This window comes from Pleurocapsa sp. CCALA 161, from assembly GCF_003003995.1.
Lineage (GTDB): Bacteria > Cyanobacteriota > Cyanobacteriia > Cyanobacteriales > Xenococcaceae > Waterburya.
The window spans coordinates 50,185-73,796 of sequence record NZ_PVWF01000010.1; the positions used below are offsets into that span (position 1 = coordinate 50,185).

At 39.4% G+C, this 23,612-nt stretch carries 25 protein-coding genes and 1 pseudogene; 17 read left to right on the plus strand and 9 right to left on the minus strand.

Annotated elements, in window-relative coordinates; translation table 11 throughout:
* Nucleotides 1–17: 17 nt before the first annotated feature.
* Nucleotides 18–1,334, plus strand: a complete 1,317-nt coding sequence (locus C7B62_RS04385; RefSeq protein WP_106233401.1) for a HAMP domain-containing sensor histidine kinase — start codon at nt 18–20, stop codon at nt 1,332–1,334.
* Nucleotides 1,335–1,401: 67 nt separating this feature from the next.
* On the opposite strand, the gene C7B62_RS04390 is transcribed toward C7B62_RS04385, so the two are convergent.
* Nucleotides 1,402–1,953, minus strand: a complete 552-nt coding sequence (locus C7B62_RS04390; protein WP_106233402.1) for a hypothetical protein — start codon at nt 1,951–1,953, stop codon at nt 1,402–1,404.
* 348 nt (nt 1,954–2,301) lie between these two features.
* Here C7B62_RS04390 and C7B62_RS04395 point away from each other — a divergent pair, with 348 nt between their 5' ends.
* The 4 genes from C7B62_RS04395 to C7B62_RS04405 all read left to right on the plus strand — a co-directional run bounded on the left by C7B62_RS04395 (nt 2,302) and on the right by C7B62_RS04405 (nt 6,116).
* The gene (locus C7B62_RS04395) at nt 2,302–3,438 is read left to right on the plus strand and encodes a glycosyltransferase (RefSeq protein ID WP_106233403.1); all 1,137 of its coding nucleotides are present in this window, start codon (nt 2,302–2,304) and stop codon (nt 3,436–3,438) included.
* A gap of 110 nt (nt 3,439–3,548) precedes the next feature.
* On the plus strand, nt 3,549–3,689 hold the full coding sequence (locus C7B62_RS25585; protein ID WP_158260624.1) for a hypothetical protein: 141 nt from the start codon (nt 3,549–3,551) through the stop codon (nt 3,687–3,689).
* Nucleotides 3,690–3,713: 24 nt separating this feature from the next.
* Nucleotides 3,714–4,457: a DUF1995 family protein gene (locus tag C7B62_RS04400; RefSeq protein WP_106233404.1), complete on the plus strand. Its 744-nt coding sequence runs from the start codon at nt 3,714–3,716 to the stop codon at nt 4,455–4,457.
* A gap of 36 nt (nt 4,458–4,493) precedes the next feature.
* Nucleotides 4,494–6,116, plus strand: a complete 1,623-nt coding sequence (locus C7B62_RS04405; RefSeq protein WP_106233405.1) for a hypothetical protein — start codon at nt 4,494–4,496, stop codon at nt 6,114–6,116.
* 87 nt (nt 6,117–6,203) lie between these two features.
* On the opposite strand, the gene aroH is transcribed toward C7B62_RS04405, so the two are convergent.
* Together aroH and C7B62_RS04420 are read right to left on the minus strand one after the other, a co-directional pair.
* Nucleotides 6,204–6,587, minus strand: a complete 384-nt coding sequence (gene aroH / locus C7B62_RS04410; protein WP_106233406.1) for a chorismate mutase — start codon at nt 6,585–6,587, stop codon at nt 6,204–6,206.
* Between the two features lie 348 nt (nt 6,588–6,935).
* A complete protein-coding gene (locus C7B62_RS04420) occupies nt 6,936–8,303 on the minus strand; it encodes an FAD-binding oxidoreductase (protein WP_106233408.1) in 1,368 nt (455 codons plus the stop codon).
* A gap of 322 nt (nt 8,304–8,625) precedes the next feature.
* On the opposite strand from C7B62_RS04420, the gene C7B62_RS04425 reads away from it, so the two are divergent.
* Complete coding sequence (locus tag C7B62_RS04425; protein WP_106233409.1) at nt 8,626–8,952, plus strand: MgPME-cyclase complex family protein; 327 nt, start codon at nt 8,626–8,628, stop codon at nt 8,950–8,952.
* 19 nt (nt 8,953–8,971) lie between these two features.
* On the opposite strand, the gene C7B62_RS04430 is transcribed toward C7B62_RS04425, so the two are convergent.
* From C7B62_RS04430 to speD, 3 genes are all read right to left on the minus strand, one after another.
* The gene (locus tag C7B62_RS04430; RefSeq protein ID WP_106233410.1) at nt 8,972–9,835 is read right to left on the minus strand and encodes a branched-chain amino acid ABC transporter permease; all 864 of its coding nucleotides are present in this window, start codon (nt 9,833–9,835) and stop codon (nt 8,972–8,974) included.
* A gap of 86 nt (nt 9,836–9,921) precedes the next feature.
* Nucleotides 9,922–10,287 (minus strand): DUF6464 family protein, encoded by a 366-nt coding sequence (locus tag C7B62_RS04435; protein WP_106233411.1) that lies wholly within the window; start codon nt 10,285–10,287, stop codon nt 9,922–9,924.
* A 161-nt stretch (nt 10,288–10,448) separates the two neighbouring features.
* Complete coding sequence (gene speD, locus C7B62_RS04440; RefSeq protein ID WP_106233412.1) at nt 10,449–10,829, minus strand: adenosylmethionine decarboxylase; 381 nt, start codon at nt 10,827–10,829, stop codon at nt 10,449–10,451.
* Between the two features lie 407 nt (nt 10,830–11,236).
* On the opposite strand from speD, the gene plsY reads away from it, so the two are divergent.
* The gene (gene plsY / locus C7B62_RS04445) at nt 11,237–11,872 is read left to right on the plus strand and encodes a glycerol-3-phosphate 1-O-acyltransferase PlsY (protein ID WP_106233413.1); all 636 of its coding nucleotides are present in this window, start codon (nt 11,237–11,239) and stop codon (nt 11,870–11,872) included.
* A gap of 143 nt (nt 11,873–12,015) precedes the next feature.
* Nucleotides 12,016–13,092: a magnesium-protoporphyrin IX monomethyl ester (oxidative) cyclase gene (gene acsF, locus C7B62_RS04450; RefSeq protein ID WP_106233414.1), complete on the plus strand. Its 1,077-nt coding sequence runs from the start codon at nt 12,016–12,018 to the stop codon at nt 13,090–13,092.
* A gap of 223 nt (nt 13,093–13,315) precedes the next feature.
* Here the strand turns inward: acsF and C7B62_RS04455 are convergent, their stop codons facing one another.
* Entirely contained in the window at nt 13,316–13,543 is a 228-nt protein-coding gene (locus C7B62_RS04455; RefSeq protein ID WP_106233428.1) for a ferredoxin family protein, read from the minus strand.
* Between the two features lie 14 nt (nt 13,544–13,557).
* On the minus strand, nt 13,558–14,511 hold the full coding sequence (locus tag C7B62_RS04460) for an LD-carboxypeptidase (protein WP_106233415.1): 954 nt from the start codon (nt 14,509–14,511) through the stop codon (nt 13,558–13,560).
* A 211-nt stretch (nt 14,512–14,722) separates the two neighbouring features.
* Here C7B62_RS04460 and C7B62_RS04465 point away from each other — a divergent pair, with 211 nt between their 5' ends.
* The 8 genes and pseudogenes from C7B62_RS04465 to C7B62_RS04500 all read left to right on the plus strand — a co-directional run bounded on the left by C7B62_RS04465 (nt 14,723) and on the right by C7B62_RS04500 (nt 21,066).
* Nucleotides 14,723–15,697, plus strand: coding sequence for a cysteine synthase A (locus C7B62_RS04465; RefSeq protein WP_106233416.1), 975 nt, complete (start codon nt 14,723–14,725; stop codon nt 15,695–15,697).
* 278 nt (nt 15,698–15,975) lie between these two features.
* A complete protein-coding gene (gene dxs, locus C7B62_RS04470) occupies nt 15,976–17,892 on the plus strand; it encodes a 1-deoxy-D-xylulose-5-phosphate synthase (protein WP_106233417.1) in 1,917 nt (638 codons plus the stop codon).
* Between the two features lie 567 nt (nt 17,893–18,459).
* The gene (gene pstB, locus C7B62_RS04475) at nt 18,460–19,266 is read left to right on the plus strand and encodes a phosphate ABC transporter ATP-binding protein PstB (protein WP_106233418.1); all 807 of its coding nucleotides are present in this window, start codon (nt 18,460–18,462) and stop codon (nt 19,264–19,266) included.
* 291 nt (nt 19,267–19,557) lie between these two features.
* Nucleotides 19,558–19,962, plus strand: a complete 405-nt coding sequence (gene psb27 / locus C7B62_RS04480; RefSeq protein ID WP_106233419.1) for a photosystem II protein Psb27 — start codon at nt 19,558–19,560, stop codon at nt 19,960–19,962.
* Between the two features lie 149 nt (nt 19,963–20,111).
* Nucleotides 20,112–20,327: pseudogene (locus C7B62_RS27060) on the plus strand (transposase); the annotation flags it as partial.
* A gap of 57 nt (nt 20,328–20,384) precedes the next feature.
* Nucleotides 20,385–20,564, plus strand: a complete 180-nt coding sequence (locus C7B62_RS04490; RefSeq protein WP_106233421.1) for a hypothetical protein — start codon at nt 20,385–20,387, stop codon at nt 20,562–20,564.
* Nucleotides 20,565–20,611: 47 nt separating this feature from the next.
* Nucleotides 20,612–20,833, plus strand: coding sequence for a hypothetical protein (locus C7B62_RS04495; RefSeq protein ID WP_106233422.1), 222 nt, complete (start codon nt 20,612–20,614; stop codon nt 20,831–20,833).
* On the plus strand, nt 20,833–21,066 hold the full coding sequence (locus C7B62_RS04500) for a Txe/YoeB family addiction module toxin (protein ID WP_106233423.1): 234 nt from the start codon (nt 20,833–20,835) through the stop codon (nt 21,064–21,066). The genes C7B62_RS04495 and C7B62_RS04500 overlap by 1 nt, the downstream gene beginning before the upstream one ends.
* A gap of 252 nt (nt 21,067–21,318) precedes the next feature.
* Here the strand turns inward: C7B62_RS04500 and C7B62_RS04505 are convergent, their stop codons facing one another.
* Entirely contained in the window at nt 21,319–22,188 is an 870-nt protein-coding gene (locus C7B62_RS04505) for an ABC transporter permease (RefSeq protein ID WP_199194063.1), read from the minus strand.
* A 249-nt stretch (nt 22,189–22,437) separates the two neighbouring features.
* Between C7B62_RS04505 and C7B62_RS04510 the strand changes: the two genes are divergently transcribed.
* Nucleotides 22,438–23,612: dynamin family protein (locus tag C7B62_RS04510; protein WP_106233425.1), on the plus strand; the 1,175-nt coding region annotated here is incomplete at its 3' end.

The following is a 23,612-nucleotide window of genomic DNA, read 5'->3' on the forward strand; positions in this document are numbered from 1 at the left end:
AAGCAGCATTTGTCATTATGTTAGAAAGTTCTGGGTCGTTACAGCTACATTTAAAACCTGCACTCAGCAACGTGAATCTTCTTATTGTTTCCAATCAGTCAGAAAACTTTAAAGCGATCGCCAGTTGTTTAGATGCAGCCAACATCATTTTTTGTGCCGATCTGATTAGTAATCTAGATCTAGATCAATTAAGCGACCCTGCTGACCAATATAGTGCAATTTTCTATGATTACGCTGTCAATCCTGAAAACAACCAGCTAGAATCATTAATCGACAACATTCAGTGGTGTTGCCATTTATATCCTGATATTCCCCTGATTCTAATTACTGATGTTTTAGGTGATGAAGCAGCAGCCAGATTAGTTCAATCAGGAGTCAGTTGTTATCTACTCAGACATAAACTCGCTCAATTACCTAACATTCTCAAAAAATCTTTATTCGATTTTGCCAATAAACAAGCAATAGTCAACCAACAGCAAGACTTAATTAAACAACAACAGTTTCAGCTTCAACAGCTACAGGCAGAAATTAAAATTAATCGTGATGTTGAAAAAACTCAAGCAATTAGATTAGCGCAGCAGCAAAAAGTAATTGAACAAGAACGCAATAAAGTACAGCAGCTAGAAGCAGAAATTCAATCCTGGCTTGATGGAGAAGAAGCTAAGCAAGAACATCTTTCTCACTTGAATCATGAACTGCGTAGTCCAATTTCTTCAATGTTGGGTTTTGCAGGAATGCTCAAAGAGCAATATTATGGCGAACTGAATGAGCGGCAGATGCGATATGTTAACGCCATGCTCAGTGTCGGTCAATATATGTTGGATCTGGTCAATAATTATCTTGATATTGCTAAGATTGACGCCAACAAACAAACCTTGGATTTAGAACGATTAGCCGTCGCTGAAGTTTGTCAGAATGCGCTCTTTTGCCTAGAAAAGAAAGCCGAACAAAAAGGATTAGAGTTAAACTTCGACTTGGGGGATGATATCGACTTTTGTACTGCTGACTCCCGCTGTTTAAGACAAATTTTAATTAATCTATTAAGTAATGCTGTTAAATTTACCCAGCAAGGACACATTACCCTTCAGGTTCAACAGGATGCAGAGTTTCTTAACTTTGCCGTAATCGATACAGGGACAGGAATATCAGCCGAAAATATGACTAAATTGTTCAAGCCATTCCCCCAAATTAGCAATCATCAAGAAAGTACAGGTTTGGGTTTGGCACTGTCAAGAAAACTAGCTCGACTTCATGGTGGAGACATTATAGTAACTTCTGAATTAGGTCAAGGCAGTTGTTTTACTCTGAGCATTCCTCGATTCAGTGAACAATAAAAGCTATTTTTCTTAAGAATAGACAGTGAGTTTAACCTAATTAATAGTTTAAGTCTGAACGCTCAGATTAATTAGTAACAGGAGTGGCTTTGGTTACCGAACCATTGTTAATACCCATAGTAAAGTTCAAAGGTATGTCAGGATAGCTTTTACTAACCTGTCGATAAACATCGTAATTGGTAGGCAAGTTTAATTTTTCACCATCTTTGTCAAACTTAACTCGGTATTCTATATTTTGACCTAGTTCAAGCTTGCCGATTTTCTCCACAGAATTTTTTTTGCCCGATTCGATCTCATCAACAGAAGGTTTAGGCGGTAGTTTGGGCCACCAAATATCTTTTTCATTTTCTTTCATTACTGCTCCTTCTGGCTTTTGTCCATTGACGGTAGTCAAGGAAGTGGACTCGAACTCCTCATAATGACCTCTTTTGTCGTCTGTCGGCGCATTGGTATATCTCACTCGCCAGGTATAGGTGGCTTTAGCCGTTGCCTCATATTGTCCTGCACCAGATTGACTTGTCCCACAGCTATTGATAGCGATCGCCAAACCCAGACTTACTGTGGCTAGACAAAGATGATTAAATTTTCGTCGAGTAATTAATGGGGAAATTTTGAGCATAGGTATTATTTGGGTATTACGACATAAGATTTTTTCTGATTAGTAATCTAAGCTATTTTGGCAAAAAATAGACAAGATATAAACATAATGTAATGACATAATTTAAGTTTTTAAATTTCAAACAAATTACATTTTTTATATATCTGTTTTTGGATTAAATGTCAGATTAAAGCAAAAATTAGTCGCCTTTTTAAAGAAATAAAGTAAGCTATCTAAATATCTCATTTTGAGCTAAAACGTCAATCTTGACATATTTTATAAGTTTAATGTACATTAATTCGATTATTATATTATTTAATACTTAAAGTTATAAATTCTAAATTTACTACAGACTTTTTAAAAAACTCTATGCAACTAAATATAAATAATGTTGATCATCAAGAATCTCGCATTTTATTATGGTCACAGCGCAATATAGAAAATTTTATTTTTAACTCTTGTTTATTTGAATTTGAAGACATTATTAATGATGTTGACGTAGCCGATCTTATTTCACCTCCACAATATAAGTTTATTGGTAAAATCACCAAAAAGTTTGTCAAAAAGACTACACAATACTGTCAAATTGCAGCTTATCTTAATCCATATTTTCAGCCTGTTTATTTAGAGCGAGAGTACGATATTTTCTTAACTATTTTAGACTTTTCCGATAATTTATCCTCAATTAATTTATTAAAAAATCGACGTAAAAAATGTCAGTTTTCAGTGTGCTATTTAATTGAAATTTGGCATAAAGATCTGCCCAAGTTAAAAAATTTTATCGAATTTTTCCAAGACTTCGACTTAATTTGTCTCGGGCATTCTGAAATAGTAAATGATGTTCAGAAAATTATTGATCGTCCTTGTATCTATCTTTCTCCTGGAGTTAATGCAGTCAAGTTTTGTCCTGATTTGGCAAAAAGCGATCGCTCAATCGATCTGGTTACTTTGGGTAGACGTTCGGAGATAGTTCATGGAGCTTTATTAGAATTAGCCGAGCAAAAAAATTTTTTCTACTATTATGACTATATTAGTGGTGCTAAACAACGCAACAATTGCCACCAAGAACATCGAACTTTGATTGCTAATTTGCTTAAAAACAGTCGTTACTTCATTGCTAATTATGCCAAAATAAATCAGCTTCAAGAAACTCATGGACAAAGAGAAATTGGCTATCGTTTTTTTGAAGGAGCAGCAGCAGGATGTGTTTTACTTGGCTGTTCTCCCGATAATGTAGCTTTTAAGCATTATTTTGATTGGGATAATGCGATAATTCCCATTGACTTTGATGAATACAACATTGTCAAAATTATTGCCGAACTCGATTCTCAGCCAGAACTTTTAAAGCAGATTCAGACTGATAACGTGGTAAATTCTTTGCTAAAACATGACTGGGTATATCGGTGGGAACAAATATTACGGAAATTAGGTATGTCAATCACCCCTGGTATAGAGCAACGCAAACATCAACTACAAGAGCTGGCGATCGCCTATTCAAAAAGATAGTTACCTACTTTGAATGGTCTACTAAGTATTTTATATTACCCAAATTTTGAATTTTAAATGAATTGCATTTTTTTTATAAAAGTAGGCTTCCCAAGTGGCAATCAAAAAAAATGAAAAATCTGATCGACGAACGTTGGTCAGAAGTATGGGCAATTTGTTATAGCCAGGAAACGTTCTCACCAAAATTCACATTAATTACGGTAGAAGTAAAAATACTTAGCAATCAAAAAGGACATCGATCGCTAAAATAAACTTAATTCCTCCCATAATTATTGATGAATACTTTTCCCGAAACTCTAGACGCAGCAGTAGAACAGGCAAAAGAAGCTGCCCAAACAGCGATCGCCGATGGTTACAATCTAGTTCAGGTGGAGTTAGTTGTGCCTGAAATTGCCTTGCAGTCTGAGGCATTAGCCTTGGAGTTTGCCCAACTGTTTGCTGCCACTGGTTCACGGGTAAAGGTGATGTTTCCCGATACAGGTGCATCTGCTCTTGCCAAACGCAATTGGGGTGAACAGCCTTTTGCTGTTACGGATATGGGTAGTCGCTTTACCTCAATTGAAACTCAAATTGCCGAAGAAGATGAAATCTTTATTGTGGCTTGTCCTTCGGCGGTAGAAGTTGACCGCGCCGAGAAACTGAGTCAGCTTGCAGGCGATCGCCCTGTACTTTTTCTGATTCCCCAACTAGAAGATGTAGCAGTGGTGGGGATTGGTTTAGCCGCCAGACAGTTACGCGATCGCTTTATTAAGAATATTTATTCTTGTTATTATCTGCGTCCCCTTGAAGAAGGGGCAATTTTGCGCTGTCATCCCTCCCCCTGGCAAATCTGGCTAGAGCGAGATTCTGGTTATGAATTAGCCACAGAATTAACTACTAAGCCAATGGGAGAAGATTTAGAGCGATTGATGATCGACTTGACTAATCCTCAAACAGCAAACAGTGATGGGAAGTCGTCTAAGAAAAAAGTGAGCTTGTTAGGTAATTTACAAAAGTTCTTGAATGCTCTTAGTCAATAACGGGTAACTTACATTAGCTATTCAAAATTGGTCAATGTGTTGAATCAATATAGGTTTTGCCTGGCTGCTAGCATTATTACGGGTATATTGTTTAGCCTGTCGGGGTTTGGGCTATCTCTACATGACTATACAATTCAAGATGATGCCAGACAGCACGTTTTTTGGCTACAGCGATTAAACGATCCCGAATTATTCCGTGATGACTTAATTGCTGATTATTTTAGTTCAGTTGCTCCTGCTGGATATAAATTTATTTATTGGCTAGCAAACCGATTGGGAGTTGAGCCATTAATCTTTAATAAGATCCTGCCTTTATTGTTGGGAATTGGCACGAGTATCTATCTTTTTCTGGTTACTCTAGAAATCTTTCCTGTGCCTTGGGCAGGTTTCTTTGCCAGTTTATTATTAAATCAAAATCTTTGGTTATTAGACGATCTGGTTTCGGGAACTCCTAGATCTTTTTTCTATATCTTGTTTTTAGGGTTTATTTACCATCTTTTACGTCAACAACTCTTACCCTGCATCTTGCTAATTGTATTGCAAGGACTATTCTATCCTCAAGCCGTCTTAATCTCGACAGGTATTCTGTGCCTCAACTTAATTACTCAAAAACAGGGTAGATATTTATATCTAACAGGATTAATTGCTGCTGTCTTTACCGTCAGTATCTATAAACTTCAGACTGCTGAATTTAGCGAAGTAATCACTTTAGCCACAGCTAAACAGCTTCCCGAATTTTATTCCGCAGGCAGAAGCGCGTTTTTTAGCGATAACCCCTGGTATTTTTGGCTGGTGGGTAAACAGAGTGGTTTCTTTCCTTTTGAATGGCAATACTTTTTGATGTGTTCTTTTGGTCTATTGCTGCCATTTATTGAGAAATTACCGCATATATTTCCTTTAGTAGGTACAATTAAGAGTAAATTAATTATAATTTGGCAAATAGTGCTTAATTCTTTTATTTGGTATGCCTTATCTCATTTAATGTTATTTCAACTCCATCTTCCTAGTCGTTATTCACAACACACCAATCGAATAGCGATCGCTGTACTTTCAGGCATTACTCTGACGATCTTAATACACAAGCTAATACAGCAAATTGCGCCGCATTCGCCGACTCGCCAGTTAATTATTATGGGGATCGCAATTAGCGCCTTGCTCTATCCCACCTACGCTGTTCAAGCCTATCCCTATCGATTAGGATATGTTACGGCAAAAACACCAGAACTCTATCAATTTCTGCGACAGCAACCGAAAAATATTGCGATCGCTACTCTGGGAGAGTCAGGAGATTTTATTCCCAGCTTTGCTCAACGTAGCGTGTTAACCGCCAGAGAATACAGTATTCCTTATCATTGGGATTACTACAAACAAATTCGCCAGCGTACCCAGGACTTAATTCAGGCTCAATATAGTCCAAATCCAGCAGATTTTCGACAGTTTATCCAACAGTATCAAGTAGACTTTTGGCTCATAGATCGTCCAGCTTTTAGTGCCGAATATCTCCAGCAGAACGACTGGCTCAATCAATTCCAGCCTGAAATACAGCAAGCGATCGCCAATCTAGAAGATTCAGCGATCGCCAAAAAAATCGACCAGTGTAGTATTTTTCAAACCCCCACTCTTAATGTGCTAACTAGCAAATGCTTGCTTGAAAACTAGACGTTGCTCAGTGCTTGGTAACGACGAAAAGCTTATATCCCTCTTTTGTGACTCTGCGAGATTAAAGCTTAAAGCTTTGTTGGTAGATCAACTCATTTGAACATCTAAATCTGGACGTAAAATTTGTGCTTGGCGGAGATAACGATGGACAATTGCTGATTGGTCAACAGAAGTATTGATCTGAATGAGGATTCTAATGCAGCGTTTAAGACTCCCTTTAACATTCATTTGTTGCACATCGATTAGTGGCACATGATCCCAACCAGGACGTTTTCTAGCAGCAGCAGCAGGGAAGATGGCATCAAGATCGTCTGTGACAGTAAAAAAAGCGCAAACTATATCTTCTGGTCGAAACAAGTTATGAGCTTCAAGTTCAGCGATTAACTCATGGACTGCATCACTCATAGCAGCCTCTGTATTTTCAGTTACAGTTGTTGCTCCACGAACTCCTCTTACTTGCCATTCAACCATTTTCTTCTCCCCTTAAGTTGGTTTTTCTGTCGATTCAGCACAATTATTAAAGCAAACCCTATCCTACAGATATAAAGGTATTTCATCTACTCAAAAAATACTATAAAGCCACCGCAGCTTTAAAACCTCCTCGTTCACAAAGAAATAAACAGAAATTCTTTCCTTAGAAGAGGTAACTGTTCATTGTTCACTGTTCACTGCTCACTGTTCACTGCTCACTGTTCACTGCTCACTGCTCACTGTTCACTGCTCACTGCTCACTGTTCACTGCTCACTGTTCACTGCTCACTGTTCACTGCTCACTGTTCACTGCTCACTGCTCACTGCTCACTGTTCACTGCTCACTGTTCACTGCTCATTGTTCATTGTTGAATAATAGCCTCGCATCTTACCAGGATTTAATAAGCCGTTTGGATCTACCTGTTGCTTAAAAGCTACTTTTTGCGGATCGATTTGTTTGTTCCCACCGTCTTCAATAGTATAAACATGAGGGTTAGCAATAAATGCACCTTGAGATTCATGTTCAGCAATAATTTCCTTCAGTCTTGCTTCAGTACTGTAGCGGATTAATTGTAATCCCGCAGGTATAGCTTTATCTCCTGCACGCAAAAATTCTAGGTGAATCATAATTTCATCTCCACCTTCCTCTTGTTGATATTGCTGATACAGTTTTTCTAGCCTTTCCAGGGTGAAATAAAAAGTTTGTAGATAGGTTAAATTGCGATCGCAGCTACGAGCATGAAGAGTTGTATGATTCCAGGTGAATTCTAGAAGGCTATTCCCTTTGATAGCTGAACCTGGCTGACTATAGGTTATTTCTCCCTGGTACTCTTTGACTAAATCCTCAAAGGCAGCAAAATCATATGCTGAAATCATTAATAGAGCGCCATGCTTTCCTTCTGGTATATAGCTTTGCAGTGCCGTAAAGTAGCGTGGAATAGGATCGGCATGAATACTTACCAGCTTTTTAACAATACCGTTGCTGTCACTAAGAGCCTGTCCAAACTTGGCAGCAGTCATAAAATCAGCGAAAATTACGATCGCCTCTTGCCAAGGATAAGCAGGTGCAAGAGGAATTGCTAATTCTGTAATAATGCCTGTTGTACCATAAGCATGAAGTACATTTTGCACTTCATCTCCTTGTAATTCAATCACTCTAGGTTGCTCTTCCATAGTTACCAAGCGTACCCGCTGGAGATTGCCGTGATCGCTAATTTGTCCATAATTGATCGAACCCATCCCCACGCTGCCACCCCCAATAAAGCCACCAATGCTAGCGCTACGATAGGTAGAAGGAGCCATCCGCAACTCCCAGCCAATTTTTCGAGCTTGTTTATCAAAAGCTGCCATTTTAACTCCTGGCTGCACACAGGCGATACCTGGCTTGAGGCTCATAATCTGATTCATTTTGGTAGTATCAAGAATTATTCCTCCCTGCAAGGGAATACATTGACCATAATTTCCTGTTCCCGCACCTCTGACCGTTAAAGGAATCCTGTTTTGCACACATACTTGGGCAATTTGTAGTACTTCATCTTCTGTAGTCGGAAATACGACTAGATCTCCGCGTTTATCTGCTAATTGCTCTTGAAGAATTGGGCTGAAGTGATAATAGTCTAAAGATAATTTAGTTAATCCCTCGCGATCGCTGGTTGTCTCAATTCCCTGTAGTTTTTCGGCGATCGCCTGATAATCGATATTTGTATTTAGCTTCATTAATTTAACTTTATATTTGAGTTTATTGTGGCGTAAACTCTTTCATCAAGCAAGATTGAGAGAATTGAATTTCAGATAGCCAACGTAAATAATACTAAATCCGTTTCATCATCAAATTTTTACGCAGAAATTAAACATTACCTTCGCCAAGGGGATTTAGTATAGTAGGCGATCGCCTACAGCCTCGCTCTCTAAATACAAGCCCTGTTCAATAGACCATCTAGCTTAATTTATCGAAATGTTTTGCTAGCGTCTTATATCCTGATTGTGAAAGAATAAAAATAATCTAGACCTCTTGCATGAATCATATCCGAAATCGACCATGACGACATACTATTACGTTGCTGCTAGCCAAAAGTTTTTATTGGAAGAAGAACCTTTTGAAGAGGTAATAGAAGAAAGAATTCGTAACTATAAAGAGAGAAACCAGGAGATTGATTTCTGGTTTATTAAGCAGCCAGCTTTTCTTGAAGCACCTGAAATGGCAGATCTAAAACCGAAAATTCCTCAACCTTCCGCAGCAGTTGTGACCACTAATAAGCAGTTGGCTACTTGGTTGAAGTTAAGATTAGAATACGTTTTGTCAGGAGAGTTTGAAGCGCCTTCTGAAAGTATTCCTGAGCCATTAGCCAGCTTGGAAATAGCTTAAATTATTGGGCTTTGCTCGTTTATCTTTTAAAAAGTCCTTGAGGACGGACTAGAAGAATGACGATCATAATTGCCAAGGCGACTCCTAGCTTATATTCCGAACCCAACAACGGAACGCTTAACTCTTGGGCAATACCGATAATAAATGCTCCAGCGATCGCACCATAGACATTCCCAATTCCCCCTAAAATTACCGCAGCAAACATAGGTAAAATCAGAAACCAGCCCATATTAGGGCGTACTACCGCAATTAAACCATACATGCCTCCAGCAAAGGCGGTTAATGTTCCTGTAATTATCCAAGTCCATAAAACAATGCGATCGACATCGATTCCTGAAACTCTCGCCAGTTCAATATTGTCGGCTACGGCGCGCATCGCTTTGCCAATCTTAGTATTTTGCAAAATTAGATGAAGAACAACGATGGCGGCGATCGCTAATCCCACGACAATCACTCGATAGTAGGCAATTCGGAGATCCCCAAATTCCAAAGCACGGACTACAGGTAATAAATATTGCTGATTACTACCGCCGTAAAATAGCAAAATTCCGTTGCGCAAAAATAAAGCTAGTCCAATAGAAATAATAATTAGAGTAGTATCGCTTGCACGGCGATCGCGCATGGGTTTCCAGAGCAAATATTCGGCAATTAACATGGCAACAATTGTTCCTGCTGCACCAATAAACATAGATAGCCAAATATTCACCTCGGTATCATTGACCAACCAAGTTAGATAAGCTCCCAAGGTCATAAAGTCACCGTGAGCGAAATTAGAAAGCTTGAGAATACCGTAGGTGAGAGTTAAACCAATAGCAGCTAAGGCAAGAATACTACCGATGGCGATGCCGTTAATGAGAAGCTGGAGATCGAGGAAGTCAGACATTGAGCTTGTTGAGATGAGTAATCGCTAAAACAGCATTTAAATTAGTTTGATGTTACGGTCAAACAATTAACCAGCAATTTTCTCTCTTATTCACAGTTTTGATGCTTTTCATAATGTACGCATTCATCACAAGGTCCTTCGGGATTGATAGCACAGCGGATATAGGGTGAATGAGCATTATTAATACAGGTAGTGTCGCCAATGAAATATTTGGTTACTGGTCTACGGCGATCTGGCAAAGAATACGAATCACTACTGTAGCTATAAGAATCGAAATTTCGTCGATCTCGATAGCTATAGTGATAAACGTTTAAGTTTTGAGCGCGTCTTAACCTTGCTTGCCACCGTTTCTTAGCTTTTTGAAAGATGATCAAATAGACTAAGGACGGTAGCACACTTAATACAAGGATAAGAGCTAGCTTGATCACAAAATCGGCAGAAATATTAGCCATATTGAGCTAGATAAATATTGTGGAGGGCTAGTTTGATAACTTCAAAAACCCATTATCCCTGCTTAACCACATCTAGCTCAACTAATTAGAGGATAATTTTATATTTCCTCATCTCAATTTTGATTTGTATTTTAAATTGTCTGACATGGTGATCATAAGAACTAGCCTCCCCTAGCTGAAATTGTCTTGAGTGATGCTGGAATGAAACCGCGTTGAAGTTCTTGGACTTTAATTTGTCTTGCTTTCAACGCGCTTTGTAAAACCTTCGCTGCTATTTCTGGCTGACCTGCGCCACAAAAGAATAAGTCTGCAGCAAAATAACCATGCTCTGGCCAGGTATGGATTGCAATATGGGACTCTGCCAAAGTAGCCGTGGCGGTAACACCATGAGGACTGAATTGATGAACGCACATGTCAATCAAAGTTGCTTTCCCCATAGTAATCGCTTCAATCAATGCTTCACGTATCGCTTCGGGATCGTTGAGTAATTCAGCCGGTGCTTGCCAAGCGTCTATGACCAGATGAGTCCCCATTTGTTCCATTCTTTTAACCTTTATCAATTACTTTACGTACTTAAATGAACTGCTTGCAATGAAAATCTTGCCAGATTTATTATGCTAGATATTTGGAGGGAATGTCCTGTTTTTGATAAAATTGTGCAACTCAATTGGCATCAATATTCGATGTATCTTGACTCTTTCTTGAGATAGGCGTATTGATGACAGTTCACAAAACGACCCAAAACCCGATCAGCAATGCTTTTAAATGCTTTTAGCTAAATGCGATCGCCACTCCCATCTTAAATATTAAGATAACATTAAGAGAATTATTACATTAAACATTAATTAAGAAGTATTGATTATTGCCGATATTTTGTTTAGGGCGAAAAGCCGTTAAACTGGTGCTAAATATTCAATATTTAACCTGCTAGCAAATAATAAAATAAATTATGATTTCTAGTCTTGCCATTAGCACCCTGCTGATTTTGCTCGCTTATCTATTGGGATCAATTCCCACAGGATATATGATAGGTCGCTATGCTCAAGGAATTGATATTCGTGAACATGGTTCAGGGTCTACAGGGGCAACTAATGTGTTGCGTACTCTGGGCAAACCTGCTGCGAGCATTGTCTTGGCAGTTGATCTGCTTAAAGGCTCTCTAGCACTAGCTTTAACTAATTTGGCTTACGCTTATTTACCCGATTTGCTTCCTGCTAGCTGGCACTCTTGGATAATCACGGGAGCAGCATTAGGGGCAATTATTGGACATAGCAAGTCTATTTGGCTCAACTTTACGGGGGGAAAATCCGTGGCGACAACCCTAGGGGTATTGCTGGTAATGAATCCTCTGGTGGCGTTGGGAACTTTAGCTAGTTTTGGCGTAATTCTAGGCATTTCTCGCATTGTTTCTCTTAGTTCTATTGGTGGTGCGATCGCCGTTAATATTTTGATGTTATGGTTAAATCAGCCTACTGCTTTTTCTGTTTTTGCAGCGATCGCCGGAGTTTATGTGATTGTGCGTCACAAAAGTAATATTCAGCGTTTAATCGCTGGTAATGAGCCTAAAATCGGTCAGGCGTTATAGCGGTATAAAGAAAGTAGTAGTAAACATTCGTTAACAAAATGTTGAAAGACTTTCCAACTATTAGAGAATAATTACCTAGTAACCTCTGATGATGGCAATTAGGGTCACAGATTACTTTAATAGCAAAAAGTTAATTATTAACAATGGTAGACAGCCTTAAAAAACAGCAGTTTGAGGAAGTACGCCCTGGAGTTAAATCTCCTGCGGAAGAAACTATTCTCACCCCTCGCTTTTATACAACCGATTTTGAAGAGATGGCCAACATGGACATCTCTCTCAACGAAGACGAACTACAAGCAATTTTAGAAGAGTTTCGCGTTGACTATAACCGCCATCATTTTGTCAGAGATGAGCAGTTCCAAAAGTCTTGGGATAACATTAGTGGCGAAACTCGTAAAGTATTTATCGAATTTTTAGAGCGTTCCTGTACTGCTGAATTTTCAGGATTTTTGCTCTATAAGGAATTGGGCAGACGTTTAAAAGATAGAAGCCCGGTCTTAGCAGAAATCTTTACGCTGATGGCAAGAGATGAAGCTCGTCATGCAGGTTTTTTGAACAAAGCATTGTCTGACTTCAATCTTTCCCTTGATTTAGGATTTTTGACCAAAAGCCGTAAATATACTTTCTTCAAGCCCAAGTTCATTTTTTACGCGACCTACCTTTCTGAGAAAATTGGTTACTGGCGTTACATTACCATTTTCCGTCACCTTCAACAGCACCCAGAAAACGAAATTTATCCGATCTTCAGCTTTTTTGAAAACTGGTGTCAAGATGAAAATCGTCATGGTGACTTTTTCGATGCGATCATGAAGTCTCAGCCTCAGTTTTTGAATGATCTTAAAGCAAGATTATGGAGTCGTTTTTTCTTGCTGTCGGTGTTTGCCACAATGTACCTCAATGACGTACAGCGCTATCACTTCTATGCATCTTTAGGCTTAGATGCTCGTGAGTACGACAAGCACGTAATTAAACAAACCAACGCCACTGCTGGTCGGGTATTTCCTGTAGTGTTGGATGTAGAGCATCCTGATTTTTATCGACGTTTAGAAAAGTGTGTTGCCAATAACGAAAAACTCACGGCGATCGCTAGCTCTAATGCTCCTGCACCTCTTAAACTAGTGCGTAAATTACCTTACTATGTTTCCAATGGTGTAGAACTAATCAAAATGTACTTGATTAAGCCAATTCGTGTAGATCAACTAGCTGATACGGTTCGTTAAAGTCTTTTTTCTAATTATTGTTTAATTTTGAAGTTTATTTTTCAGCCCTGTTGTCAAACAGGGCTTTTTTCGCTCAAACTGTCAAACTATTCAGTAGCGTGCAGGTATTGTTTTGGTATTATTTACTACACTACTGCCTGAATACTTCCCTAACTAGCTAAAATATCCAGACTCTGGATGACTACAAAATATATAAAGTTAGTTTTATGCAGTTTATAGCTATTTACTGCGGAGTTTTTTGCAATTCTGGTCTTTCTTCGGCAAGAATCGCCCCTTCAACGGGACATACTTGTAAACAGATGCCACAGTCAATGCAGGTGGCGAAATCAATCCAGTACCATTCTGTGCCTTTAATATTTTTGCCAGGGCCATCGTGAATACAAGCGACAGGACAAGCATCAACGCAATCGGCTACTCCTTCGCAGATGTTGGTAACAATAGAATGAGGCAAAGCTAGATTCTCCTTCAAGTTGGATTAGGGTGGTCTGTGTTTGAGATTCTAGCAAAATTAGACCAGCTTAAAACTCCTGTATCGCCATCGAGGCAAACTGGTTGACCCACTGGCAAGGCTGCGTTAACTCCATCATGACCAAAAGGGAGATCGTAAATTAGAGGAATTTTTAAATCTTCAAGGCGATCGCGTAGCACTTCAGTCAGAGTCCAGCTATTCGTTCCAGGATAGGGTTCACAACGGCTAAAACGACCTAATGCAATACCTTTAATCAGCTTTAAAGTTCCCATCATGCGCCATTGAGTTAACATGCGATCAATCCGATAGGGATACTCGGTCACATCTTCTAAAGCCAAAATTGCTCCTGTCAAGTTGGGTTGCATGGTTGTATTCAACAGATGAGTTGCTACAGTTAAATTTCCTGGGAGTAAAATCCCTGATGCCTTTCCCCCAACTCCAGATCTACCCTGTAAAGCTTCAAGCTGACCTGTTTCCAGGTAATTAAACATTCTGGCGATCGCCCACTCTGGTTCGGCAGCTAACGTAGTTAAAACAGAGGCATGAAGACCAGATACACCGACAGTAGCCAAACTCCATAATAGGCTAGTCAGATCGGAAAATCCAATCACCCATTTATGGTTAGTCACGTCCCAAGTCCAATCTTCTAGTAACCTCGCCCCACCATAACCACCTCGAATGGCGATAATAGCTTTACATTCTGGATTATGCCAAGCTGCTGCTAAATCCGCTCTTCTTTGGCGATCGCTTCCTGCCAAATAACCACACCAAGACTGATAATTCTTGCCCATTTCCACCCGATAACCGCGATCGCGCCAAACATTTATGCCCTGTTTTAAGGCATCAGTACTTTTAACTGCACCAGAAGTAGCGATCGCGATCACTAAATCTCCAGGCTGAAGCAATGGTGGTAATTGACAGGGTTTTAAGAATTCAGAGGATGATGACATTACAATAATCGTAATCGCAAATATTCAAATCAATGCTTAAAGCTTGCAGTATAACCCTTGTCTGAAGATTCTCGAACTGTACAGACGTAACATGTTACGTTTACTATCTTTTGCTCTGCACTTAATTAATACGTAACATCAGCACTTAACCAGAAGCAAAATTCAGGTAATCTAAAATATTAGCAAGTCGATTAATTCAATTTTTATGAGTATGGACATCAAAAACGGTTTTGTCGCTACAGTAGGAAATACCCCTTTAATTCGCCTCAATAGCTTTAGCGACGAAACAGGCTGTGAAATTTTAGGTAAAGCAGAATTTCTCAATCCTGGTGGCTCTGTTAAAGATCGAGCAGCTTTATACATCATTGAAGATGCAGAACGCAAAGGACTGCTAAAACCAGGTGGAACAGTAGTTGAAGGAACAGCAGGTAATACGGGTATTGGCTTGGCTCATATCTGCAATGCCAAAGGTTATAAATGCCTGATTATTATCCCCGAAACTCAGTCCCAAGAAAAAATTGATACTTTAAAAACTTTGGGTGCAGAGGTTCGTCTAGTTCCCGCAGTACCCTATAGCAATCCCAATAACTACGTCAAACTATCGGGTAGAGTAGCAGCAGAATTAGATAACGCCATTTGGGCAAATCAGTTTGAAAATCTAGCCAACCGCCAGGCACATTACGAAACTACGGCGGCAGAAATTTGGTCACAAACCGAAGGAAAAGTTGATGCTTGGGTAGCAGCTACAGGTACAGGAGGTACTTATGCAGGAGTCTCAATGTACTTCAAAGAACAAAACCCAAATGTTCGCTGTGTGGTAGCCGATCCTCTGGGTAGTGGTTTGTATAGCTACGTTAAGACAGGAGAAATTAAGCCAGTCGGCAATTCCATTACCGAAGGTATTGGCAATAGTCGCATTACGGGTAATATGGAAGGTGCGCCGATTGATGATGCCATTCAAATAGACGATCAAGAGTGTATTCGTGTCATCTATCAGCTACTAAATAAAGAAGGTTTATTCATGGGTGGCTCGGTAGGTATTAATGTTGGTGCAGCGATCGCACTTGCTAAACAAATGGGCCCTGGTCACACTATTGTGACAGTGCTTTGCGATGGGGGGGCAAGGTATCAATCGCGGATTTATAACCCAGAGTGGTTAGCGACTAAAGGTCTGACACCTAGTTAAAACCCTTGGTGACTTTCGCCTAGCGGTACTGGATAATATATTGTGATATGGATTGTGATATAGCTTTATATTTATCGAGGATAATTATTAAATTCATCTACTATAAGTATTAATTACCTACTGAATTTGACCTTAAGACTAAAATGGATTGGCGAAAAAAGTAACAAATAATCTGGTAATTAGGAAAAAGTAGCTGATTCTTAGTTAAGGTACAGAGAAAGTAGGATAATTAATCTCAGAAAAAACATAAATAATCTGTTATTAGAGAATACGGCAGTATGCATTTAAGCGAAATTACCCATCCTAACCAGTTACACGGTTTAACTCTCCGTCAGCTAGAGGATGTCGCCCGGCAAATAAGAGAAAAACATTTGCAAACAGTTGCCACTAGTGGCGGTCATCTAGGACCAGGTTTAGGAGTAGTGGAATTGACTATTGCTCTTTATCAAACTCTAGATTTAGACCGTGATAAGGTTGTTTGGGATGTAGGACATCAAGCATATCCCCATAAGCTATTGACAGGCAGGTACAACAAATTTAATACTCTGCGTCAGAAAGATGGGGTAGCTGGTTATCTTAAGCTGGGAGAAAGTAAATTCGACCATTTTGGTGCAGGACATGCTTCCACTAGTATTTCAGCAGCCTTGGGTATGGCAATGGCACGAGATGCTAGAGGTGAAGATTTCAAATGTGTGGCAATTATTGGTGATGGGGCGCTAACTGGCGGGATGGCTCTAGAAGCGATTAACCACGCAGGACATATGCCTAACACTAATTTAATGGTGGTGTTGAATGATAATGAGATGTCCATCTCGCCTAATGTCGGGGCAATTTCTCGCTACCTGAATAAAGTCCGTTTATCAGCCCCTGTTCAGTTTTTATCAGATAATTTGGAAGAGCAGTTTAAACAGCTGCCTTTCTTCGGAGAATCTCTAACCCCAGAAATGGAGAGAGTTAAAGAAGGGATGAAACGCCTGGCCGTACCAAAAGTTGGAGCAGTTATTGAAGAGTTGGGCTTTAAATATTTTGGTCCTATTGATGGTCACAATCTAGAAGAATTAATTACCACCTTCAAACAGGCTCATAAAGTTCCTGGCCCAGTGTTAGTCCATGTGGCGACGGTTAAAGGCAAAGGCTATGCGATCGCCGAAAAAGATCAAGTAAGCTACCATGCTCAAAGCCCCTTCAATTTGGCTACAGGAAAAGGTATTCCAGCCACCAAGCCCAAACCACCCCAATACTGCAAGGTATTTGCTGATACTTTAACTGCCCTAGCGCAAAACGATCCTAAAATTGTCGGGATTACCGCAGCTATGGCAACAGGAACAGGTTTAGATAAGCTCCAGAAGGCTTTACCCCAACAATATATCGATGTCGGAATTGCCGAACAGCACGCCGTTACTCTAGCAGCGGGAATGGCCAGTCAAGGGATGAAGCCTGTAGCAGCGATCTACTCTACTTTTCTGCAGCGCGCTTACGATCAGATTATTCATGATATCTGCATTCAAAAGTTACCCGTGTTTTTCTGTTTAGATCGAGCAGGAATTGTCGGTGCTGATGGCCCTACTCATCAGGGGATGTATGATATTGCTTACCTGCGCTGTATTCCTAATATAGTCATTATGGCTCCTAAAGACGAAGCTGAGCTACAGCGGATGGTAGTTACGGGCGTTAATTATCAAGACGGAGCGATCGCCATGCGCTATCCTCGCGGAAGTGGTGTCGGCGTACCCTTGATGGACGAGGGTTGGGAATCCATAGAAATTGGTAAAGGGGAAATCTTACGTACTGGTGATGATCTACTTCTAGTCGGCTATGGGACTCAGGTTTATCCTGCACTACAGGTAGCCGAGATCCTTAATGAACATGGTATTGAAGCCACGGTGATTAACGCCCGCTTTGTCAAACCTTTAGACACCGATCTAATTGTGCCTCTAGCTAAACAGATTGGTAGGGTAGTAACCTTTGAAGAGGGTTGTTTGATGGGTGGATTTGGTTCGGCTGTTTTAGAAGCTTTCCAAGAGCAAGGCGTGCTAGTGCCAGTTAAACGCTTTGGCGTACCAGACATTCTGGTAGATCATGCTACCCCTGATGAATCTAAAGCTAGTTTGGGCTTAAGTAGCCCTCAAATGGCAGAAAGTATTCTCAAAGCTTTCTTCGCCAGCAAGGATCAAGAACCTTCTGTGGTTAGCTGACTATAAAAAATTAGATTTACTTACTTGGCAATATTATGACAGTCAATGAAGTGGCATGATAAGTCAGTCTCAAGCTAGATATTCCTCGTAAACTATTAATTGTGTGTGAGGAGTAAGTGTAAGAGAGGAAGGTTTTGGGGTCGAAACACGGCAAGACTCCCGAAACCTTTTTCTTTTGTCTATATAGCCAGTTTCCTTCATCATCGGCAAGTAATTGAACCAGTAGTCACTGTGTTAGCGATCGCGTCTAAGATTGTTTCCATTAATCCTCAAGCTAACACCGCAATCTAACCAAAACCACCCGCATTAATGTTAAATCCAAAATGAAATAGCCTTGATAAATTGGTTATTTTATCTGTTCCAATTTAACGTAATATATATTTATTATTCTAAAAAATTTCCAAGTCAATCTACATTCCTGAGATTAGGTTCAGCAATTAACAGTTCCTTAACGAAAAGTTAGAATAGTCATAACTCCCAACCAGTAAGATTGACAATAAAGACAAGCAAAAGAGTAAAGATCGGCATCGGCTTTTAAATTAAAATTTCTAGAGCAAGCAAAGTTTTATGATTTACGATCAACAAACTGTGAATAAAACTCAAACGGTTTTACAAGCAGAAAATGTGAATGTGTATTATGGTAAATTTTTAGCCGTAAAAGGCATTTACTTAGATGTACCGAAAAACAAAGTAACAGCTTTTATTGGTCCATCAGGTTGCGGTAAAAGTACTCTGCTTCGCTGCTACAATCGTCTTAACGATCTGATTCCTATTTTTCGCCTTGAAGGGCTAATTACCTATCACGATCAAGATCTATACGGCAAAGACATCGATCCTGTTCAAGTACGGCGCAAAGTGGGAATGGTTTTTCAAAGACCGAACCCCTTTCCTAAATCTATTTATGACAATATTGCTTTTGGCGCGCGCATCAATGGTTACAAGGGTGACATGGATGAGCTAGTAGAGCGATCGCTCCGTAGTGCAGCGCTGTGGGACGAAGTAAAAGATAAGCTTAGGCAAAGCGGTTTGGCTCTTAGTGGTGGACAACAACAAAGACTTTGTATTGCCAGAACCATCGCTCTACAACCTGATGTCGTCTTAATGGATGAACCCTGTTCTGCTCTCGATCCGATTTCCACCTTGAAAGTAGAAGAATTGATTCATCAGCTCAAAGAGAAATATACGATTGTAATCGTTACTCATAATATGCAGCAAGCATCACGGGTAGCAGACTACACTGGTTTCTTTAACGTTACAGAAGTAGCTGGGGGAAACCGTCAGGGCTATTTAGCCGAATTTGCTCCAACAGAACAAATTTTCCAAAATCCTCAAGAAGAAGCCACGCAACAGTATGTTAGTGGTCGTTTTGGTTAATTTAAAAGCAGACAGATAGTTAAATATAAATAAAGGAGTGACGCTTTTAGCTATCTGCTCGTTAGAAATAGCGCGTTTTGTGAATGAGAATGCTTATGCTTATAAGACTCAGCTCCTCCTTATGCGCAGCGGGATGTGAAGCTTATACTTGAGGACTTGCTTTGCATCCGTCCAAAGGCGTGTCTTTAGGATAGCCTAACGGGTTAGGGGTAGCTAATCAAACTTTGCTAAATCTCAGGGACGATTTCTTGATAATATGAGGTCAACCTGGGATCGTTACTTCTAAAATTTATGTTTGCCAAAAAATACTTATCTCGTCTACTAGCTTTAATTCTAGTAGTTTCTATTAGTTTAATGGGCTGCGGTTCTAATCCTTCAGGGCTGTCAGGAAATTATCGTGAAGACACTATTGCTATATTAGGTAATCTAAGAGCGGCTATTGAGTTACCTGATGATGCTGCCGACAAAAAAGAGGTTGTTAGCCTCGCTCGTAAGCAAATTAGCGATTATGCCTCTCGCTATCGTCGTAATAGTCAAACTGCTGGTTTGAGATCTTTTACTACCATGCAAACTGCCTTAAATGCGATCGCGGGATACTATAGTTCCTACGGAAACCGTCCATTGCCCCAAAAACTAAAAAATCGTTTAGATCAAGAATTTAAACAAGTGGAAATTTCTCTTAAGAGAGGGGTTTAGCTTTAAATTTTAGAGATCAAGAAAAATTGAATTGTCCTTCTCGACCTAATCTGGTTGGGAAGGATTTTTAAATCAACGAGATAAAATCGCTCTACAAATACAGTTCTGAACTCTCCAAATTGCTTAGATTATCGCGCTGAGATCTATTTCATACTAGTAAAGCTTTTCAAGAAAAAATTCCTCAATGGCGAGAAAGTAAATTAGAAATATTCTGGTTGTCCACTTACTCTCCACAACTAAATTTAATTGAGATTTTAGGGCGATTTATGAAATATGAATGGATTGAAACCGAAGCTTATTCTAGTTGTCAAAATTTGACACAGTATGTCGAGCAAGTCTTACAAAATGTAATTAATTTTGCATAGATACTTATCAATCTAAATTTGGCTAGGGATAAAGATCGGTTATATCTAAATACCTTTATGGTTGAACTTAGTCCCTACCTTGAAGAAATTGCAAAGAAAGAAAAAAAAGGCAAAAAACTACTTGTAGAAGTTGAAAATAAATCAGTTGAAAGTACTGCTGCTGGATGTTGTGGTGAATGTATTATGTCAATTGCTGGTTGTAGCGCAATAGCTAGTTCAGTTTCAGGCGGAGGTTGAGACAAATGTTATATTATGTTGGTAAAATCACCTGAATTTTAACCATAATGCAAAGTTCATATAGATTAAAAGCTAATGAATTGGATGAAAAATTCATAGCTGGTTTGAAAGAGACTTACAAAGATAAAGATATTGAGATTATTATTTATGAAGTAAATGAAACGGAATATCTACTTCAGTCTGACGTAAACAGACAAAGATTGATGCAAGCTAAGACCAATGTTGACAACAAGACTAATTTAGTTGAAATTGACTTAGAAGACTTGTAATGAGCAGAAGAATAGTCTTTGAATCGTCTGCGTTTGCAGATTTTAACGACTGGGTTAAGTTAGATAAAAAAATACATCGCAAAATTATCGAACCGATCAAAGATATTAATCGCCATCCTTTTCAGGGTTTGGGAAAACCAGAAGCACTAAAGCACGATCTTAGTGGTTATTGGTCAAGAAGAATAGATCGCGAGCATCGTCTAGTTTATAAAGTGACTAATGAAGAAATATAGTCATTTTAATTAATTTCCCTATGGTTACTTTGTATTAATGATGATGGTGAATTTTACTTGTTACTTGTTACTTGTTACTTGTTACTTCGTTATAAGATCCACTGGTTGCTATTTGAAATGACTATAATTATTCTTTCTTGTAAATATCATTATGGCTAGATTAAGAGCGATCGCTTTTCTCTCTCTACACGTTAAAAATGCGATCGCCAATCTATATTTTGATGAATTGATAATATAGTCATTAGCATTGAGTTAGTTGTTTTTTCTGCCAGGATTTAACATATCTCCTAATCCTTCCCCGACTAAAGATAAGCCTGTAACTAAGATGGTCATAGCCAAGCCAGGAAAGGTAGCAGACCACCAAATTCCTAGAGGTAAGGCATCTAACGCCAAACGTAGGTCGTGTCCCCATTCTGGGACTTCAGGAGGGAGTCCTAAACCCAAAAAGCCCAAGCCACCTAGGATAAGAATGGCATCAGCCGCATTAAGGGTAAACAAGACAGGAACACTCTGAATGACGTTGAAGAATAAATAACGGGTTAAAATTCTGCTGGTAGGTGCGCCCATTGCCTGAGCTGCTTCAATAAATAATTCGGTTTTGACGCTGGTGGTATGATTACGGACAATGCGGTAATACTGAGGAATATAGGCAATACTAAGGGCGATCGCTGCATTGATTACTCCTTGACCTACCACAAAAGCCAGAGTGACCGACAGCAGTAATCCAGGTAGGGTATAGATGGTGTCCATGAAGAAGATCAAAACCTTGTCAATCTTGCCACCTAAATACCCACTGACCAACCCCAGCGGAACACCGATAATCAGGCTCAGGGTAGTTGCCAACACCACCACCTTTAAGGCAGCCTGAGTCCCAAACAAAGTGCGCGCAAAAACATCATATCCCTGGCGAGTTGTGCCAAACCAATAATCAGCCCCTGGTGCTTCGTGAATTGGATTAGCTAAGGCTTCGTTAGGATCTTGTAACCAGCCAATATTTTGTAATGTCGGAGCGAGAAAAGCGATCGCAATAAAGCTAAGAGTGATCGTTAGCCCAATCAAAGTCAGGCTTTGAGATAGGGTCAGGCGAAATTGACGGGGTAATCTAATACTTGTGGTCATAATTGTTGGCGTAATCAACTGAATCTGCTCGGCATTATAGCTAAAGATTGAGCTGAGTCTAAGACAAGATGCTTCTTTTAGTCATGCTCACCATCAACATTCTTAGTTAATCTTAAAGTCTTAACACTATGGTCAGAAAAACTGCTTTAATTTAGAGTAGCGTTTGGTTATTAGTTATTTGATGTACTAATAACTGAAAACTGTGATTACAATTTAAGATTAAGGTGAAGATTAAGGAAGAGAATATAATATATGCCTCTAACTCTTTCAGGAGAACAACAGCAACTTTTTGACCGTAGCTTGCAGACCATCGAGCAAGTTGAGGGTTTATTTGTCGAGGCAAAGGTACTTTTTCCTAACTTCAACCCCGATACTGAAGTACTCAAGCAGCAGCTAGTTAATCCCTTCTCGATTTTTATCTGTGGCGAATTTAATGCGGGTAAATCTAGTTTGCTTAATCAGCTAAATAATCAAGAAATCGCCACGGTGGGGTTTTTGCCCACAACTCAAGAGATTCATGCCTATAATCCTGAAGGTTTTGGCGGTTTGGTCTTTATTGATAGTCCTGGTACCAACTCGATTATTGAACAGCACCAAGAGTTAACAGAAAATTACCTTCAGCAAGCGGATATTATTTTGTTTGTCACCTCTGTTGAACGTCCTTTAAGCAAATCTGAGCAGGATTTCTTAACCTTGGTCGATCAAACTTGGGCGCGGAAAATTATGGTAGTGATCAATAAAACTGACTTGGTTACAGACGATGAGGCAAAGCAAATCCGTGAATATGTTAGTGAAGGTTTAAAAGAAATTTTGGCCCAAATGCCTCCTGTATTTATGATTTCGGCAAAAACAGGGGAGGGAATGGATGAGCTTAAAAACTTTTTGCTAGCGTTTTTAGCTGAAGGAGAGAAGGTTAAGCTTAAGCTACGAGGACCACAAAATTCATTATTAGTTTATCTAGAACAATTAGAACAGCAGAATGAAGCGATTAAAGCCAAATTGCAGTCCGACAAAGTTGTTTTTGATCGAACTTCGCGCAGAATTGAGGAAAGACTAGAAGAATATAATCTTTTATTTGGTATATTTCGCGATAATATTGAGGATTTATTTACTAATTTAATCGAAGAAACTAACGAATTAATAGATAGTAATACGGGATTTTTAACCGTTATTAAACGTAAAATAACCAAAGAAGAAGACTTTCTTGAAGAGCGACTGGCTAAGACAATTAAAGATATTCAGTTAGATAAGAATCTCCAAGACATATTTCAAGAAGCGATCGCTACTTTTCAAAAGTACCGCGAACGAATTATCAGAGAAGCAAAAGAAGATCTATCTACGGCAATTACCGTGTCTGAGGATACTCTAGCACTTCCAGCGATTAATACTGACCGCTTAAATAGCGATGAATTTGCTACCAAAATCAA